This is a genomic window from Ruegeria sp. N4, from assembly GCF_056531425.1.
The window spans coordinates 103902-119273 of the sequence record NZ_JBQFLT010000009.1; the positions used below are offsets into that span (position 1 = coordinate 103902).

The following is a 15372-nucleotide window of genomic DNA, read 5'->3' on the forward strand; positions in this document are numbered from 1 at the left end:
ATGAGCGATAATGACGGCAAAAAGACATTGGGTCTTCGTGGCGGGGCACGCCCCGGAAATGTGAAACAGAGTTTCAGCCACGGACGCACCAAGAATGTCGTGGTGGAAACCAAACGCAAACGCGTGGTGGTCCCCAAGCCGGGTGCCAGCAAGCCGAGTGGCGGTGCAACGCCTTCGGGTGATCCGTCGCGTCGTCCGGCAGGGATCTCGGATGCCGAAATGGCGCGCCGGATGAAGGCATTGCAGGCCGCAAAGGCGCGTGAGGTCGAAGAGGCTGCCGCCCGCGAGGCTGCTGAGAAGGCGCGGGAAGAAGAACGCGCCCGCCGCCGTGCCGAGCAAGAGGCCAAGGAACGCGAACAGCGCGAGGCCGAAGAACGCGCCCGCGCCAAGGCCGAGGAAGAAGACCGCAAGCGCAAAGAGGCCGAAGAGGCCGCCAAACGCGCGGCGGCTGCCCCGGCACCGGAAGAACCCAAAGCGGCCCGGGCTCCGGCCAGCAAACCGGCCCCCGCAGCGACCCCGCGCAAGCAGGATCGCGAGCGTGAACAGCGCGGTCGCGGCAAGGGCCGTGACGACAACCGCCGTTCGGGCAAGCTGACTCTGGGTCAGGCCACAGGTGGTGAAGGCAACCGCCAGCGTTCGATGGCGGCGATGAAGCGCAAGCAGGAGCGTGCGCGTCAGAAAGCCATGGGTGGCACGGTCGAGCGCGAAAAGGTTATCCGCGACGTGCAGCTGCCCGAGGCGATCATGGTCTCGGAACTGGCCAACCGTATGGCTGAACGTGTGGCTGACGTTGTCAAATCGCTGATGCAGATGGGCATGATGGTCACGCAGAACCAGACCATCGACGCCGACACCGCAGAACTGATCATCGAAGAGTTTGGTCACAAGGTCACTCGCGTCTCGGATTCGGACGTTGAAGACGTCATCAAAGAGGTCGAAGACAGCGACGATGATCTGAAACCGCGTCCGCCGGTCATCACCATCATGGGTCACGTCGACCACGGCAAAACCTCGTTGCTGGATGCAATCCGCGATGCGCGGGTTGTGGCAGGCGAAGCCGGGGGCATCACCCAGCATATCGGCGCTTATCAGGTTAAGACGGATGGCGGCACCACGCTGACCTTCCTGGATACACCGGGCCACGCGGCCTTTACCTCGATGCGCTCGCGCGGGGCTCAGGTCACGGATATCGTGGTTCTGGTTGTTGCTGCCGACGACGCGGTGATGCCGCAGACCATCGAGGCGATCAACCACGCCAAGGCGGCCGAAGTGCCGATGATCGTGGCGATCAACAAGGTCGACAAGCCGGACGCCAACCCGGACAAAGTGCGCACCGATCTGCTGCAGCACGAAGTCATCGTCGAGAAAATGTCGGGTGAGGTTCAGGACGTCGAGGTTTCCGCCATCACCGGTCAGGGTCTGGACGAGTTGCTGGAAGCCATCGCGCTGCAGGCCGAGATTCTGGAACTGAAAGCCAACCCCGACCGCGCCGCCCAAGGTGCCGTGATCGAGGCGCAGCTGGATGTGGGCCGCGGCCCCGTTGCCACCGTTCTGGTTCAGAACGGCACGCTGCGTCAGGGCGATATCTTCGTTGTGGGTGAGCAATACGGTAAGGTCCGTGCGCTGATCAACGACAAGGGCGACCGCGTCAAAGAAGCTGGCCCCTCGGTTCCGGTCGAGGTTCTGGGTCTGAACGGTACACCCGAAGCGGGCGACGTTCTGAACGTGACCGAGACCGAAGCGCAGGCGCGTGAGATTGCCGCCTATCGTGAGCAAGCCGCCAAGGACAAACGCGCCGCCGCCGGTGCCGCGACCACCCTTGAGCAGCTGATGCAGAAGGCCAAGGAAGACGAAAACGTCACCGAGCTGCCGATTCTGATGAAAGCGGACGTGCAGGGTTCTGCCGAAGCTATCGTTCAGGCGATGGAGAAGATTGGCAACGACGAGGTGCGCGTGCGCGTGCTGCACTCGGGCGTTGGTGCGATCACCGAAACGGATGTCGGCCTTGCCGAAGCCTCGGGCGCTCCGATCTTTGGCTTCAACGTGCGTGCCAATGCTTCGGCCCGGAACACCGCAAACCAGAAGGGTGTCGAGATCCGTTACTACTCGGTGATCTATGACCTCGTGGACGACGTCAAAGCCGCCGCATCGGGCCTGCTGAGCGCCGAGATCCGCGAGAAGTTCATCGGTTACGCCGAGATCCGCGAAGTCTTCAAGGTCACAGGCGTCGGCAAAGTTGCCGGCTGTCTGGTCACCGAAGGCGTTGCCCGCCGCTCCGCAGGCGTCCGCCTGCTGCGCGACAACGTGGTGATCCACGAAGGCACGCTGAAGACGCTCAAGCGCTTCAAGGACGAAGTGGCCGAGGTTCAGTCGGGTCAGGAATGCGGTATGGCGTTCGAGAACTACGACGACATCCGCGCAGGCGACGTGATCGAGATCTTCGAACGCGAAGAGGTCACCCGCACGCTGGATTGATCCGGTCCTGCCTTAAAACCAAAAACAGCGGCCCTTTTGGGCCGCTTTTTTTGTGGATCGCTGAGAGCTTTTAGCGTTGATCGTGTGTCAGGTGCTTGGTCATTGAGACGGTGTTGGTGCTTCGGGACACCTCAACCCATCCCAGATGCTCGTACAGCCCAACGTTTTCGGGCATATCGACATGGGTGTTCAAACGCATCTCATCAAACCCCTGCCGTCTGGCCTCGGCTTCCGCAAGTTCGATCAGCTTCCGTCCCAATCCCTGCCCACCATGGTCGGGATGGACCGCCAGATTTGCCAGCTTGATGAAGCTGTCACTGGCAACAAGAACGATGCCGGCGATGACCTCATCGCCTTGCTCGGCGACCCAGACCTGATTATCCGTAATGTCCTCGGCGCAGCCCTCGGAAACTTTGGGTAAATCGGAGATCCTGTCGGCGTATTTGGCATAGGCCGCGTCAATGCAGGCTGCCAATCCAAGGGCATCCTTCGCTTGTGCGGGCCGTATGGTGGGGGGGTGAAGTTTCAATTCGTTGCGTTGGAGTTGTTTCAGTTGTCTGATGTCATAGCCTGAAAAGCGGGGATTTTGAAGCTGACCGTAGTTGTATCAAAAGATGTTGGAATGGGCTTTCCGCAGAGGATCCGCATTCGCCAATAAGAAACACACGCCAGCTTTGCGAACAAAGCTGCCGATCACAATTTAAATGTCCCAACGCCTTCGAACTGTCTCACTTCTTGGGGCGACCATAGTACAGATTACGTACTTTCATTGTCAGACCATCCTTTGGCCAGGGTCGAAAAGGCGACTTTTTTCCGCTCTGCTTATAGGCAGTCCCGTAACCATTCAGCTTTGGACCCACTTGCCACTGTATCGGAGGACGCAAGTCCATTTTGTCTAAATGGCATTGTTGTTTCGCTTTGGTTCCACAGGCGGGAGGAATTGCATTCTGACCGTTCAGTGCAAAGATGCGTTTCCCTTCACAAAACACTTCCATGAAGCCGTCATTATTTTTTGACCATTTGACACGCATTTTAAATGACACCCATCGTCCGAAGCGGGACGGTGGAAAACACGTTCTGTCTTCGAATTTAGCGCCACCCGAGGAGTCAAGATGCAAGACGTAGATGTGGTTTTTTATCGTGTTAATCCGCTGCCATTCCATCAGCGTAAGTTTGCTTCTGGGAACGTTGCCTTTGCTATATCGAAATCCCGGCTCTATCCAAAAATCTAAACTGTATTCCACCGTTTGGCCGAGTTTTGCATACTTTTTTGCGTTAATTTGCGATCGGATGTTTCCATTTTTGCAATCGCTTTCTCCTCGACCATCGCCGTAGTTCTTTGAGCTACATTGACCTGGCAAAAGCGTGAAAATAACTTCGTTACCATTCAGTTTTGGGCTGCTTCCTTGAAACGTTGCTTCCTTAAATCCCTTTGGCGTGTCAGCTGACACTGGAACCGTGAAATACAGAGGTAGTAACACCAACATGGTCAGCAATTTTTGCATTTGATACTCCCCTTCAACTCACTAAACCCGATCAATGTAGCGACGAGAACAAATACAGGCAACGGACTACCGCCTGTCACTCGTTCTTGAAACTACAGAGCGAGCCCTTTGTGTTCGAACCGGGAATACCCAGTTTCACAAGTCATGTGGGGTTCAAAGTGGTTGCTTTGGCCTGTGGCGCAAGGACCAAATCCGTCTGCCGTCCAACACCTGTGACTATCGAGACACGGGCAAAAACGTCCCCGGATGCATGATGATATCGAAATGCTGCATCCCCTTCTTCAAATCAAAGCCAATCGAATGCTCGGCCTTGCGCAGTAACTCGGCGTAATCGCGGCTTTGGCGGATGAACTCGGGCGTATCGCGTTCGGCCACGGTCACGTGGTAGCGCGGGCCGGGGCGGGGCAGGTGGCGGATGGGGGAGAGGTCGTTGACCTCGACAGGGGTCAGTTGCAGCGGGTCGTTCACCGGGGTCAGGCTGATCGGTTCCAGATCGTAGACCCCGCTGATCAGGATCACATCGCGAACCCGTAGCCCGGCGCGGGCCAGATCGTTGGCGGAACCCGCCATGACCATGCTGACCAACTGCGCCCCGGCGCTGTGGCCTGACAAGGTGATCCGCGAGGGGTCGAAGCCAAGCGTTCCGGCTTGCGCGGCCAGCCACAGCAGCGCGTCTCGGCATTCTTCGACCATCTCGCCGATCCGGGCATCGGGGGCGAGCGTGTAGTTCAACGTCGCAAAGGAGTGTTCGGCCTCGATCAGCGCCGGGGCCATCATCGCCGACTCGCGCTGGCTGAGCGCTTGCCAATAGCCGCCGTGAATGAACACATGCAGCGGTGCCCCGGCCCCCTTTGCAGGAAAGAAATCCAGAACCTGCGTGGGGCTGTCGCCATAGGCGAGGTTTTCCCGCACCTCCATCTGCGCCCGGTGCTGCGCGCTGAGCGCGGCGTAGCTGTCCAGATAGGGCGTCAGGTCTCCGCCGATCATCGACCGGGGGGAATATTCCTGATCCAACTCGGCCTGAGTGAAACCCCGGTACAGCATCGCTTACTCCTGATCCGTATACATCAATTCGGTGCGCACATCGTAGAGATCATGGAAAAAGCGTAAATCCAAGGCCTTGCGCAGGAAAGACACGCCGCTGGACCCTCCGGTGCCGGGTTGGTTGCCGATGACACGCTCGACCGCTGTGACGTGATCGAAGCGCCAGCGCTGAAACAGGGATTCCACATCCATCAGCTTTTCGGCCAGCGCATAGAGGTCCCAATACCGGTCCGTGTCGCGAAACACCTGCACCCAGATTTTCACCACGCGGCTGTCGCCCGAATAGGGCTGCGCAAAGTCGCGGTCCAGCAGGTCTTGCGGCACGTCGAACCCCTGACGGGACAGCATGAACAGGACCTCATCATAAAGCGACGGTTTGGTCAGGGCGGCATACAGCACCTCCATGACCTCGGCGTCATGGGAGTGAACCTTCAGGGTCGAGGCATCCTTGTTGCCCAGAATGAACTCGATCTGGCGATAGCCATAGCTTTGAAAGCCTGACGAACTGCCAAGCGCCTGCCGAAAGGTCATGTAGTCGGCAGGCGTCATGGTCAGCAGCGTCTCCCACGCCGTGATCAGCTGCCGTTGGATCGCCTTGACGCGGTCGAGGTTCTTCATCGCCGGACCAAACGCGTCCTGTTGTAGAAAGCCGCGCACCTCGACCAGTTGGTGATGCATCAGTTTCAGCCACAGCTCGCTGACCTGATGGATGATGATGAACAGCATCTCATCCGGCTGCGCGGGGTCCTGAAAAGTCTTTTGCAGGTTCAGCAGGGTCTTGAGCTGCAGGAAATCTCCGTAACTCTTGCGGTGGGTCTGCGCGAAATCGGTGACCAGAGTCTCTTCGATTCCGCGTTCCAGATACCTGTCCTTGTCGCCCATATGCGCCTCCCAACACCTGCGTTTCCCCATGTTTAGGGTCTGAATTGGCTTGAGGCCAGAGTGTCAGGTCCAGTCCAGCACCACCTTGCCCGATTGGCCGGATTTCATTGCGGCAAAGCCTTCCGCAAAATCATCGACCTTCATCTGGTGCGTGATGACGCGACTGACATCCAGACCGTTCTGCAACATGGCGATCATCTTGTACCAGGTCTCGAACATCTCGCGCCCGTAGACGCCCTTGATGGTGATGGCCTTGAACACGATGCGGGACCAGTCCACGGGGGATTTGCCGGGCGGGATGCCCAGCAGGGCGATCTTGCCGCCCATCACCAGCGCCTCGACCATCTGGTCCAGCGCGGCTTGCGAGCCGGACATTTCAAGGCCCACGTCAAATCCCTGCGCCATGCCAAGCTCCGTGATGACGTCTTCGAGATCTTCCATCGAGACGTCCACGGCGCGTACGGTTGGCACCACATGCTCGGCCAGTTTCAGGCGATCGGGGTTGATATCGGTGATCACCACGTGCCGCGCGCCCGCATGACGGGCAACGGCGGCGGCCATGATGCCGATGGGGCCTGCGCCGGTGATCAGCACATCCTCGCCCAGCAGATCGAAGCTCAGCGCCGTATGCACGGCGTTGCCGAGCGGGTCGAGGATGGCCCCGATCTCGTCCGGTACATCATCGGGCAGGGGGACAACGTTGAAGGCGGGCAGTTTCAGGTACTGCGCAAAGGCCCCCTGTTCGTTCACCCCAATGCCCCGCGTGCCGGGGTCGAGGTGGAACTTGCCCGCGCGGCTTTGGCGGCTGTCGGTGGTGATCAGGTGCCCTTCGCCCGAGCAGCGCTGACCGATCTCAAGCCCGGTCACGTTGCCGCCCATCTCGACGATCTCACCGGCAAATTCGTGGCCTGTGATCATCGGGATCGGCACCGTGGCGGCGGCCCAGTCGTCCCAGTTCCAGATATGGATATCGGTGCCGCAGATGCCGGTCTTGTTGACGCGGATCAGAACCTCGTCGGGGCCAATCTCGGGCACCGGGGCCTGTACCATCCACAACCCTTCCCCGGGTTTGGACTTTTCCAGTGCTTTCATTGTGTTGGGGCGCATCAGATCACCCCCAGTTCTTTGCCGACCTTGCCGAAGGCGATGAGCGCACGGTCTAATTCGTCCCTTGTTAGAGCCGCATTCATCTGCGTCCTGATCCGTGCCTGACCGCGTGGAACGACCGGGAAGAAAAAGCCCGAGACATAGACGCCCTCGTCAAACAACCGTGCGGCCATGTCCTGCGCCAGTTGCGCCTCACCCAGCATCACGGGGATGATCGGGTGTTCGCCGGGCAGCAGGTCGAAACCCAGATTTTCCAGCCCCGCGCGCCAGTACTTCGCGTTGCCGAACAGTTGCGCGCGCAGCATGTCGCCCTGTTCGACCAGACGGATGGCCTCAAGCCCCGCAGCGACGATCGAGGGCGGCAGCGAGTTCGAGAACAGATAGGGCCGCGCCCGCTGCCGTAGCAGATCAATCACCGGCTGCGGCCCAGCGATGTAACCGCCGATTGCCCCCCCAAGTGCCTTGCCCAATGTTCCGGTCAGAATGTCCACATCGACGCCGAAATGATCCGGCGTTCCGGCCCCGTTCGGCCCCATGAAGCCGGTGGCGTGGCAGTCATCGACCATGACAATGGCGTCGTATTTATCGGCCAGTTCACGGATTTTCGGCAGGTTCGCCAGATAGCCATCCATCGAAAACACACCGTCGGTGGCGATCATGATATGCCGCGCCCCGTCCGCGCGCGCCTGTTTCAGCCAGGCTTCGAGGTCGTTCATGTCATTGTTCAGGTAGCGATAGCGTTTCGCCTTGCACAGGCGCACCCCGTCGATGATCGAGGCATGGTTCAGGCTGTCTGAAATAATTGCGTCTTCAGGGCCTAACAAAGGCTCAAACAGCCCTCCGTTCGCGTCAAAGCAGGCGGCGAACAGGATCGCATCGTCCTTGTTGAGGAATTGCGCCAGCTTTTGCTCCAACTCGCGGTGAATATCCTGCGTACCGCAAATGAACCGGACCGAGGCCATGCCGAACCCTTTCCGCCCCATCGCGCCCTGGGCCGCCTCGATCAGCGCAGGGTGGTCGGCCAGACCCAGATAATTGTTGGCGCACAGGTTGATGACCTGTTTGTCGCCCACAGTAATCTCACCGCCCTGAGGCGAGGTGATCATGCGCTCGCGCTTATACAGGCCTTCCGCTTCGATCTGCGCAAGGGTGTCCGTGATATGGGACAGGAATGCATCTGCCATGGCGGCCTCCGTTCAACCTGAGTCGCATATCTAACATAACGGAGGAATTTCCCAAATAGGGGAATTACAGTATGAAGGAAAAATATCCGTGAAGGCGGAAATTTGCCGGTTTCAAGCGTTCTTTACAATCAGGAAGACCCGGGCTGGTGCGCTGGCCGAGATGGAATGGGCGATATCTGCCGCATAGCGGGCGGTGTCGCCCTGTCGCAGCTCGGTTACGGCGCTGCCCGAGGTGACTTTGACCGCGCCGTCCAGCACGGTCAGTTGTTCACGTGCACCGCGCGCATGGGGCTGGCTGTTCAGCGCGCCGTCTGCGTCGAACTGAATGTCATAGACTTCATGCCCGCCGGCCTCTTCTGGCGGGGACAGGATGCGGATACGGCAGTTCTGGCCCATATTGTCGATGCTGGGCACCTCGGATTTCCTGAGCACTTCGATCTGGTCGGCGGTTTTGGTGCCCTCTAGCAGACCGGCAAAATCCACCTGCAGCGCGCGCGTCAGATTCCACAGGGTCGAGATCGTGGGGCTGCTTTCGCCCCGTTCGATTTGGCTGACCATGGATCGCGAGACGCCGCTGAGATTGGCGACCGCCTCCAGCGACAGGCCTTTGGCCCGGCGCGCCTCTTTCAACCGCGCGGGCAGCAGGTTCAGGATATCGTCTGTGTTTTCCGTCATGACGGAATCCTTGCGGGTTGAGCGGACAGATGTCAATTCCGGCCGTGACGGGACGTCCTGCGCGACAGTATCTTTCTGCATGTGCATACTGCAGCCAAAATTCAGCAGGAGAGATCCATGACCGATATCGTAATCCTTGATGGTGCCCGCACCGCAATTGGCACCTTTGGCGGCGCCCTGGCCTCGACCGCGCCGATCGATCTGGCGACCGTGGCAACCGAGGCCGCGCTGGAGCGTTCGGGCGTCGAGGGGGCCCAGATCGGCAACGTGGTGTTTGGTCATGTGATCAACACCGAGCCGCGGGATATGTACCTGTCGCGCGTCGCTGCGATGCAGGCCGGTATTCCGAACAGCACACCTGCGATGAACGTGAACCGTCTGTGCGGATCCGGTGCGCAGGCGATTGTTTCGGCGGTTCAGTCGCTGATGCTGGGCGATGCCGAATTTGCCGTCGCGGGCGGGGCCGAGAGCATGTCGCGCAGCCCGTATATCGTGCCGCAGGCACGCTGGGGCGCGAAAATGGGCGACATCTCCTCGCAGGACATGATGCTGGGCGCGCTGAACTGCCCGTTTGGCACCGGTCATATGGGTGTGACGGCCGAGAACGTCGCTGACGAGCATCAGATCAGCCGCGAGCAGATGGATGAGTTCGCCATGGCCAGCCAAACCCGCGCGGCAGCGGCGATTGAGGCCGGTCTGTTCGACAGCCAGATCGCCCCGGTGCAGGTGAAGGTCAAGCGCGACATGGTTGACTTCAAGGTGGACGAGCACCCCAAGGCGACCTCGCTTGAGGTGCTGGCCGGGCTGCGTCCGGTGTTCAGGAAGGATGGACGGGTGACGGCGGGCAACGCCTCGGGCATCAATGACGGTGCGGCGGCGATGGTGCTGGCGACGGCGGATGCGGCTGAAAAGGCCGGTCTGAAGCCCAAAGCCCGCGTGTTGGGTTACGCCCATGCTGGCGTTCGCCCCGAAGTGATGGGCATCGGTCCGGTTCCGGCGGTTCAGAACCTGCTGAAAAAAACCGGTCTGTCGGCAGAGGATTTCGACGTCATCGAAAGCAACGAGGCGTTTGCTTCGCAGGCGCTGGCCGTCAATCAGGAGCTTGGGCTGGACGCGTCGAAGGTGAACCCCAATGGCGGCGCAATTGCGCTGGGTCACCCGGTGGGTGCAACCGGTGCGATCATCACGCTGAAGGCGCTTTATGAGCTGGAGCGCACAGGTGGGTCCAAAGGTCTGATCACCATGTGCATTGGTGGTGGTCAGGGGATCGCCATCGCCATCGAGCGGCTTTGATCTGAAGCCGGGCAGGGGGGCTGTCTGCCCCCCATCGCGCCCTGGCGCGATTCCCCCCGAGGATATTTCTGGCCAGATGAAGCGGGCGGGTTGGGTTAATGGGGCCTGACCCTAGCTGAGCGCGTTGAGCAGCAAGACCAATGCCGCGCCTGCTGCAGCGCCAATGGTGGCGGGCAGGGCGGCGGACCAAAGTGGCGATTTTGGGGGTTCGTCTTTTTGCGTCTGGGCGATCAGGGCGTTTTCGACCAGTGATGGCAGGCGCGGGCCGAACCGGGCCAGTACCATTGCAGTCTTGCCGAAATCTCGCAGCGCCGCGCGGGGACCGATGGATTGCTTGATGTAATCCTCGACCACGGGACGGGCGGTTTCCCAGATGTTCATATGCGGGTCCAGCGAACGGGCCACACCCTCAACGACGACCATGGTGCGCTGCAGCAAGATCAGTTCGGTCCGGGTTTCCATGCCGAAGCGCTCGGTGACTTCGAACAGGTAGTTCAGCAGGCGGCCCATCGATATGTGCGAGGCGTCCATGCCGAAGATCGGTTCACCCACCGCGCGCAGGGCGCGGGCGAATTCATCGACATCCCGGTCGGCGGGGACGTATCCGGCCTCGAAATGAACTTCGGCCACACGTTTATAGTCGCGGCGGATGAAGCCAAAGAGGATCTCGGCATAGACCCGGCGGGTATATTCGTCGATATGGCCCATGATGCCGTAGTCATAGGCGATGATGTCCCCGTTTGCGGCGACTTTCAGGTTTCCCTGATGCATATCGGCGTGGAAAAATCCGTCGCGCAGGGCGTGCAGCAGGAACATCCGCAGCACACGTTCCGCCAAATCGCGGCGGTTGTGGCCTGCGGCGTCGAGCGCGTCATTGTCGCCCAGCGGGATGCCATCCGCCCAGCTGAGTGTCATCACCCGCCGCGCCGACAGGGACCATACCACCGGGGGCAGCCAGAAGCCTGCGTCGTCTTTGGTGTTGGCCGCATACTCCGAGGCGGCGGCGCTTTCCAGACGCAGATCCAACTCGCCACGTACCACGCCGTCGAAATGTTCGATGACCTCCATGGGCCGCAGGCGGCGCGCGCCGGGGGCGAACAATTGCACGATGCGGGCGGCGAAATAGAAGGCGTCCACATCCTTGCGGAAGGCGCGCTCGATCCCCGGGCGCAGGACCTTGACGGCGACGTCTTCGCCGGTGCTGACCAGCTTGGCCTTGTGGACCTGCGCGATGGAGGCGGCGGCAATGGGCTCGCTGAAATCGCTGAAAATCTCGGCCACGGGTTGGCCCAGCTCCTTTTCAACCTCGGCCAAGGCCTCGGATTTGGAAAAGGGCGGTAGCTTGTCTTGAAGAACGCGCAACTGAGCGGCCAGTTCATTGCCCACAACATCGGGTCGGGTGGACAAGACCTGCCCGAACTTGATGTAGGCCGGACCCAAGGCGGTAAGGGCGCGGGTTGCGGGCGGCATGTCCGGGTCGCCCTTGTAGCCCAGCCACTGGAAGGGTTTGCCCAAAGCATGGGCGACGAAACGCAGCGATTTGGGCGCCTCGAACGCATCCAGCACCACGTTCATGGCACCTGTGCGCTCGAGCGTGGCGCCTGTACGGATCAGGCGGATAATGTTGTGAGGGCCGCGCATTAAATCTTCCAGCCGGAATGCAGCGCGGCGATGCCCATGCTGAGGTTGCGGTATTTGGCGTTTTCAAACCCTGCCGTGCGGACCATGGTCAAGAAGGTGTCCTGATCGGGGAATTTGCGGATCGATTCCACCAGATACTGATAGCTGTCATAGTCGTTTGCGATCAGCTTCCCCATGCGCGGGATGACATTGAAGCTGTAGAGGTCGTAGAGTTTCTGCAACCCGTCATTGGGCAATTGGCTGAATTCCAGCACCATCAGGCGGCCACCGGGTTTGAGGACGCGGAACGCCTCGTTCAGGGCCTCTTGCGGGCGGGTGACGTTCCGGATGCCGAATGAGATGGTGTAGACGTCAAAGGTGTTGTCTTCGAACGGCAGGGCCATCGCATCGCCCACCACCCAGTTCAGACTGTCTGACATCTGATCGGCCTCGGCACGTTGGCGGCCTTCGACCAGCATCGGCTCGGTCAGGTCCAGAACGGTGGCGTGGCCGTGGCCCGCGCGCTTCAGGAACCGGAAGGAAATATCGCCGGTGCCGCCCGCCACATCCAGCAGGCGCTGACCGGGGCGCGGGGCCAGCCAGTCCATCATCGCGTCTTTCCAGACCCGGTGGATGCCCATCGACATGACATCGTTCATCACGTCGTATTTCGAGGCGACCGAGTTGAACACGCCCTGTACGCGCCCGGCCTTGTCAGCCTCGCGCACGGTTTCGAACCCGAAATGAGTGGTCTTGTCGTTGGTGTCGGACATTTGCCTTGCCGTTCGTCGAATTTCGCCTCTGTTATAGGGCCATAAGAAGCGGGCACAATGCGGCCCTTTGGAATAGGAGCCATCTAATGCCCGAATTGCCCGAGGTCGAGACAGTAAGACGCGGCCTGAGCCCGGCAATGGAAGGGGTGGTGATCGAGCGCGCGGATGTGAATCGACCCGATCTGCGCTGGCCGTTCCCGGATCGGATGGTCGAACGGCTGACCGGGCAGCGGGTAGAGCGGTTGCGGCGGCGGTCGAAATACATTCTGGCCGATCTCAGCAGCGGTGAGACGTTGCTTATTCACTTGGGCATGTCCGGGCGGATGACGGTTTCGGGCGATCCGCTGGGGCAGTTTGTGCATGACCATCCTGCGGCGCAAAAACACGACCATGTTGTATTTCACATGGCCAACGGTGCGCGCGTCACCTTCAACGACCCGCGCCGGTTCGGGGCGATGGACCTGCTGCCGACGGCCACCGCCGAGGCACATAAGCTGCTGGCGGTTCTGGGGCCGGAACCGTTGGGGAATGATTTCCACGAACAGCACCTGATCGACGCGTTCAGGGGCAAGAACACACCTGTGAAATCCGCCCTGCTGGACCAGGGAATCGTTGCCGGGTTGGGGAATATTTACGTCTGCGAGGCTTTGTATCGCGGAAAGGTGTCGCCACGTCGCAAAGCGGGGCAAATTTCTTCGGCACGTGTCTCGGGTCTTGTGCCGATCATCCGGCAGGTGTTGCAGGACGCCATCGACGCAGGCGGATCCTCGCTTCGCGATTTCCGCCAAGCCGATGGAGAACTTGGATATTTTCAGCACAGCTTTGATGTCTACGGGCGCGAAGGCGAACCCTGCCGGACCGAAGGGTGCAGCGCCCGGATCAAGAGAATCACCCAGTCCGGTCGCTCAACTTTCTATTGCGCGCAATGCCAAAGATAACTTGATCCAGCTTTTGCGCGTGATAATGACTCGTATCTGAACGGAACAACCGGAAGCTTTCACCTCATGGCTTTTGAGACGATCATCGTCGAAATCGAAGACCACGTCGCCCTTATCAAGCTCAACCGACCGGACGCGATGAACGCGCTGAACACTCAGTTGCTGGGTGAGTTGTGCGATGCGCTGGAAGACGCTGACCGCAACGACAAGGTGCGCTGCATCGTGATCACCGGCTCGGACAAAGCCTTTGCCGCCGGTGCGGACATCAAGGAAATGTCCGAGATGAGCTTTGTCGATGTGTTCAACGCCAATCTGTTTGCCGACGCCAATGACCGCATCACGGCCATCCGCAAGCCGATCATTGCGGCCGTTGCGGGATATGCGCTGGGCGGGGGCTGCGAACTGGCGATGATGTGTGACTTCATCATTGCCGCCGATACCGCCAAATTCGGCCAGCCCGAGATCAATCTGGGCGTCATCGCAGGCTTGGGGGGCACGCAGCGTCTGACCCGCTTTGTGGGCAAGTCGAAAGCGATGGACATGAACCTGACCGGCCGCTTCATGGACGCCGAAGAAGCCGAGCGGGCAGGTCTTGTCAGCCGCGTGGTCCAGGCCAAGAAGCTGATTGAAGAGGCGATGGGGGCAGCCCAGAAGATTGCCGAGAAATCACAGCTGACCGCGATCGCCGCCAAGGAGGCCGTGAACCGCAGCTATGAATTGCCGCTGAACGAAGGAATGCTGTTCGAGCGTCGTGTCTTCCATTCGATGTTCGCGACCGAAGACCAGAAAGAGGGCATGGCCGCCTTCCTGGAAAAACGCGCAGCCCAATTCCGTGACAAGTAAACCAGCGGAGCATTCGAAACAGGCGGGCCCGGCCCGCCTTTTTTCATGGCCGCTATGCGCCGGTAAAGAATCGGCTTGGCAAAGACCGCAAACTTGGATAACTAGCGCCGCTATACATGCGCGTGCGGCCCGCCTGGCCCGACTCACACTCGTGATTTCTGATCCGGTGCGGATATGTCCGTGGCGCGCAACCCAAGATAACCGTACCGAACAAAGGTCAAGAAACACATGGCTAACTCGCCCCAGGCAAAGAAGCGCGCACGTCAGAACGAAAAGCGTTTCGCCGTTAACAAAGCGCGTCGTTCGCGCATCCGCACCTACCTGCGCAAAGTTGAAGAAGCGATCGCATCCGGCGACAAGGACGCGGCCACCGCAGCCCTGCGCGCCGCTCAGCCCGAGCTGATGCGCGGCGTCACCAAAGGCGTCTTCCACAAGAACACCGCAGCCCGCAAAATGTCGCGCCTGTCGGCCCGCGTCAAAGCACTGGGCTAAGCTTTTTGGGTGACCTAGGGTCATGTCAGAAAGGCTGAACTAATTTGAAAGGCGTCGCGGGCAGCGGCGCCTTTTTCACGTGTTGCCGGAATACCGCGCCCTCACGAAACCGAGAGATTCTTTCGGCCAAAGAGCCGAGTCAATATCAGAGTTTCGTTGCCGCCACCCATTTCATCTTGCTACCACTGTTACAGCGATTCACTCGCTTGGGGGGACAGGCTGTTTCCTCGGTCAGACTGACGGGCATCAGGATGATTGAGGAGCTAGCGTCGTTGACCGGCCTTGGCCGGGCTGCCGATCTGCCATGGATCTCGGGATAACCGCTGATCCGGGCCCTGTCTAAAAAAATGTGTTTGCGATGTGCCACCCGGTTTGCCGGACGCTGTTGTTTTGTTTGGCGTCTGAACCTGGCAGTACTGACATTCGGGCGAATAACCCGCCGGACTACTCGGTCCGGCGCACCGTATCCCTGTGCGTGTGTTCTCGTAATCCGGGTTACCGGATCCGTATGAATAAGGCCGACAGGCCAATAAAGAATGGG

General features: G+C 59.9%; 14 protein-coding genes. 5 read left to right on the forward strand and 9 right to left on the reverse strand.

What is annotated here, in order from left to right; genetic code table 11:
• Window positions 1–2475: a translation initiation factor IF-2 gene (gene infB / locus ACR0LW_RS14820; RefSeq protein ID WP_480883087.1), complete on the forward strand. Its 2475-nt coding sequence runs from the start codon at window positions 1–3 to the stop codon at window positions 2473–2475.
• A 70-nt stretch (window positions 2476–2545) separates the two neighbouring features.
• On the opposite strand, the gene ACR0LW_RS14825 is transcribed toward infB, so the two are convergent.
• The 7 genes from ACR0LW_RS14825 to ACR0LW_RS14855 all read right to left on the reverse strand — a co-directional run bounded on the left by ACR0LW_RS14825 (window position 2546) and on the right by ACR0LW_RS14855 (window position 8872).
• A complete protein-coding gene (locus ACR0LW_RS14825; protein WP_480883088.1) occupies window positions 2546–2950 on the reverse strand; it encodes a GNAT family N-acetyltransferase in 405 nt (134 codons plus the stop codon).
• 253 nt (window positions 2951–3203) lie between these two features.
• Complete coding sequence (locus ACR0LW_RS14830) at window positions 3204–3980, reverse strand: polysaccharide lyase family protein (protein WP_170524342.1); 777 nt, start codon at window positions 3978–3980, stop codon at window positions 3204–3206.
• A 216-nt stretch (window positions 3981–4196) separates the two neighbouring features.
• The gene (locus ACR0LW_RS14835; RefSeq protein ID WP_480883089.1) at window positions 4197–5024 is read right to left on the reverse strand and encodes an alpha/beta hydrolase; all 828 of its coding nucleotides are present in this window, start codon (window positions 5022–5024) and stop codon (window positions 4197–4199) included.
• 3 nt (window positions 5025–5027) lie between these two features.
• Window positions 5028–5906 carry a tryptophan 2,3-dioxygenase gene (locus ACR0LW_RS14840; RefSeq protein WP_480883090.1) on the reverse strand — a complete coding sequence of 293 codons (879 nt, stop codon included), beginning with the start codon at window positions 5904–5906 and terminating at the stop codon, window positions 5028–5030.
• Between the two features lie 63 nt (window positions 5907–5969).
• Window positions 5970–6998 carry an L-threonine 3-dehydrogenase gene (tdh, locus tag ACR0LW_RS14845; protein ID WP_480883130.1) on the reverse strand — a complete coding sequence of 343 codons (1029 nt, stop codon included), beginning with the start codon at window positions 6996–6998 and terminating at the stop codon, window positions 5970–5972.
• A 14-nt stretch (window positions 6999–7012) separates the two neighbouring features.
• Complete coding sequence (locus ACR0LW_RS14850) at window positions 7013–8197, reverse strand: glycine C-acetyltransferase (RefSeq protein WP_480883091.1); 1185 nt, start codon at window positions 8195–8197, stop codon at window positions 7013–7015.
• 111 nt (window positions 8198–8308) lie between these two features.
• Window positions 8309–8872 (reverse strand): helix-turn-helix domain-containing protein, encoded by a 564-nt coding sequence (locus tag ACR0LW_RS14855; protein WP_480883092.1) that lies wholly within the window; start codon window positions 8870–8872, stop codon window positions 8309–8311.
• A 117-nt stretch (window positions 8873–8989) separates the two neighbouring features.
• Between ACR0LW_RS14855 and ACR0LW_RS14860 the strand changes: the two genes are divergently transcribed.
• Complete coding sequence (locus ACR0LW_RS14860) at window positions 8990–10165, forward strand: acetyl-CoA C-acyltransferase family protein (RefSeq protein ID WP_480883093.1); 1176 nt, start codon at window positions 8990–8992, stop codon at window positions 10163–10165.
• A gap of 111 nt (window positions 10166–10276) precedes the next feature.
• On the opposite strand, the gene ubiB is transcribed toward ACR0LW_RS14860, so the two are convergent.
• Both ubiB and ubiE read right to left on the reverse strand, forming a co-directional pair.
• Window positions 10277–11806, reverse strand: a complete 1530-nt coding sequence (gene ubiB, locus ACR0LW_RS14865) for a 2-polyprenylphenol 6-hydroxylase (RefSeq protein WP_170624742.1) — start codon at window positions 11804–11806, stop codon at window positions 10277–10279.
• Window positions 11806–12558 carry a bifunctional demethylmenaquinone methyltransferase/2-methoxy-6-polyprenyl-1,4-benzoquinol methylase UbiE gene (ubiE, locus tag ACR0LW_RS14870; RefSeq protein ID WP_170738108.1) on the reverse strand — a complete coding sequence of 251 codons (753 nt, stop codon included), beginning with the start codon at window positions 12556–12558 and terminating at the stop codon, window positions 11806–11808. The genes ubiB and ubiE overlap by 1 nt, the downstream gene beginning before the upstream one ends.
• A gap of 86 nt (window positions 12559–12644) precedes the next feature.
• Between ubiE and mutM the strand changes: the two genes are divergently transcribed.
• The 3 genes from mutM (at window position 12645) to rpsT (ending at window position 14831) form a co-directional block, all read left to right on the forward strand.
• The gene (gene mutM, locus ACR0LW_RS14875; protein ID WP_171635695.1) at window positions 12645–13496 is read left to right on the forward strand and encodes a bifunctional DNA-formamidopyrimidine glycosylase/DNA-(apurinic or apyrimidinic site) lyase; all 852 of its coding nucleotides are present in this window, start codon (window positions 12645–12647) and stop codon (window positions 13494–13496) included.
• Window positions 13497–13562: 66 nt separating this feature from the next.
• Window positions 13563–14339: an enoyl-CoA hydratase gene (locus ACR0LW_RS14880; RefSeq protein WP_480883094.1), complete on the forward strand. Its 777-nt coding sequence runs from the start codon at window positions 13563–13565 to the stop codon at window positions 14337–14339.
• Window positions 14340–14567: 228 nt separating this feature from the next.
• Complete coding sequence (rpsT, locus tag ACR0LW_RS14885; protein ID WP_039541017.1) at window positions 14568–14831, forward strand: 30S ribosomal protein S20; 264 nt, start codon at window positions 14568–14570, stop codon at window positions 14829–14831.
• Window positions 14832–15372 lie beyond the last annotated feature (541 nt).

Coding starts and splice junctions, on each gene's coding strand:
- infB (WP_480883087.1), top strand. CDS start 1: ATGAGCGATAATGACGGCAAAAAGACATTGGGTCTTCGTGGCGGGGCA.
- ACR0LW_RS14830 (WP_170524342.1), bottom strand. CDS start 3,980: ATGCAAAAATTGCTGACCATGTTGGTGTTACTACCTCTGTATTTCACG.
- ACR0LW_RS14835 (WP_480883089.1), bottom strand. CDS start 5,024: ATGCTGTACCGGGGTTTCACTCAGGCCGAGTTGGATCAGGAATATTCC.
- ACR0LW_RS14840 (WP_480883090.1), bottom strand. CDS start 5,906: ATGGGCGACAAGGACAGGTATCTGGAACGCGGAATCGAAGAGACTCTG.
- tdh (WP_480883130.1), bottom strand. CDS start 6,998: ATGAAAGCACTGGAAAAGTCCAAACCCGGGGAAGGGTTGTGGATGGTA.
- ACR0LW_RS14850 (WP_480883091.1), bottom strand. CDS start 8,197: ATGGCAGATGCATTCCTGTCCCATATCACGGACACCCTTGCGCAGATC.
- ACR0LW_RS14855 (WP_480883092.1), bottom strand. CDS start 8,872: ATGACGGAAAACACAGACGATATCCTGAACCTGCTGCCCGCGCGGTTG.
- ACR0LW_RS14860 (WP_480883093.1), top strand. CDS start 8,990: ATGACCGATATCGTAATCCTTGATGGTGCCCGCACCGCAATTGGCACC.
- ubiB (WP_170624742.1), bottom strand. CDS start 11,806: ATGCGCGGCCCTCACAACATTATCCGCCTGATCCGTACAGGCGCCACG.
- ubiE (WP_170738108.1), bottom strand. CDS start 12,558: ATGTCCGACACCAACGACAAGACCACTCATTTCGGGTTCGAAACCGTG.
- mutM (WP_171635695.1), top strand. CDS start 12,645: ATGCCCGAATTGCCCGAGGTCGAGACAGTAAGACGCGGCCTGAGCCCG.
- ACR0LW_RS14880 (WP_480883094.1), top strand. CDS start 13,563: ATGGCTTTTGAGACGATCATCGTCGAAATCGAAGACCACGTCGCCCTT.
- rpsT (WP_039541017.1), top strand. CDS start 14,568: ATGGCTAACTCGCCCCAGGCAAAGAAGCGCGCACGTCAGAACGAAAAG.